This window comes from Agaribacillus sp. DX54 (genome assembly GCF_056858335.1).
On sequence record NZ_JBXEQE010000096.1, the window covers coordinates 1 to 1,442 of the forward strand.

General features: G+C 42.4%; 1 protein-coding gene. It reads right to left on the minus strand.

Going from position 1 to position 1,442, the window contains the following annotated elements; all coding sequences use genetic code 11:
- The coding region (locus AC04NP_RS30475; protein ID WP_482863906.1) for a condensation domain-containing protein at positions 1 to 1,442 on the minus strand (1,442 nt) is incomplete at both ends.

A 1,442-nucleotide genomic window follows, 5' to 3' on the forward strand; every position in this document is an offset into this window, starting at 1 on the left:
CCCCCGTATCATTGAAAACCTCCAACAACTGGTGCTTTTCTTCCCTTGTGAGCATCGATAGCTCACCTAACCGGGATGATGGGGATGCTACGATGGCCGTTAACAATTCCTGGTAGTGAACAAACATCCTTTGGATAGTCCCTTCCCTGAACAAAGCTGTACAGTAATTAATACCTACAGAAAACCCAGTCTCCGTCTCCTCCAACGTCATTGCTACATCGAATTTCGAAGTAGCATGCACTTGATCTTCATAAGTGGATACTGTAAGTCCGTCCAGTTTCAAATGTTCAGCATCAGGCGTATTCTGTAATACGAATAATACCTGAAACAAAGGGTTCGTACTCATATCACGTGTGTTGACAACACGCTCTACGACTTTATTAAAAGGAACTTGTTGATGGTCATAAGCATCTAAGGTCGTTTGCTTAACAGCTTGTAATAATTCTTGAAAAGAACTATTTCCTGTAACCTGAGTACGCAAAGCCAAGGTATTCACAAAAAAACCGATCATCCCTTCCAACTCCTTCTGCGTACGGTTTGCTACCGAAGTCCCCACACAAATATCTTCTTGTCCACTGTACCGGCTCAACAACACTTTGAAAGCGACCAATAGTGTCATAAAAACAGTAGCTCCTTCGCGCTGACTCAAAGATTTGATACCAGTACTTAACGTACTGCCCAATTCAAAAGAAATAGTCGACCCTGATACGCTTTGAACAGAAGGACGGACATAATCGGTCGGTAACCGCAGTTCACTAAAATCTTCCAGTTTTTCCTCCCAATACAATAATTGATCGTCAATCACAGCTCCTTCTACATAGGTACGCTGCCATAAGGCATAATCTATGTATTGCAGAGATAATGGTGGTAAACTCATTGGCTGGCCTGAGACATAAGATCTGTAAAGCGCCATTAAATCCCTGATCAATATACCCTGTGACCAGGCATCACTGGAAATGTGGTGGAACACCCCTGCCAAAACATATTCCTCGCTGCCTAAATCGTATAAACACGAACGGAACATGTAATCAGCACCCAAATCAAAAGGAGTCGATAAAAATGCCTTTAAATCCTCCGTTAATGATGTAGCATCACCGCTTAAATCTTTGGTAAATAACTCCCAGTCATCTGCCGATAACACTTTTTGATACCCTACCCCTTCCTCTGAATAAATTACAGTGCGGAGTACTTCATGACGACTGACAACTTGCTGAAAGCTAGAAGACAAAGCTTTCTGGTCCAGATCTCCTGAAAGCTTTAGGGCAAAAGGAAGGTTGTATTCCAAACTGCCATGTAGCTGATCCATAAACCATAGGCTTTCCTGACTAAAGGATAAGGGAATCTTATCAGGTTTTTGCTCAACAGCTATCACCTTAGGCAATAGCGTACCTTTATTTTGTCTAGACAGGTACACTCCTAAACGATCTATGGTAGTGTAGGTG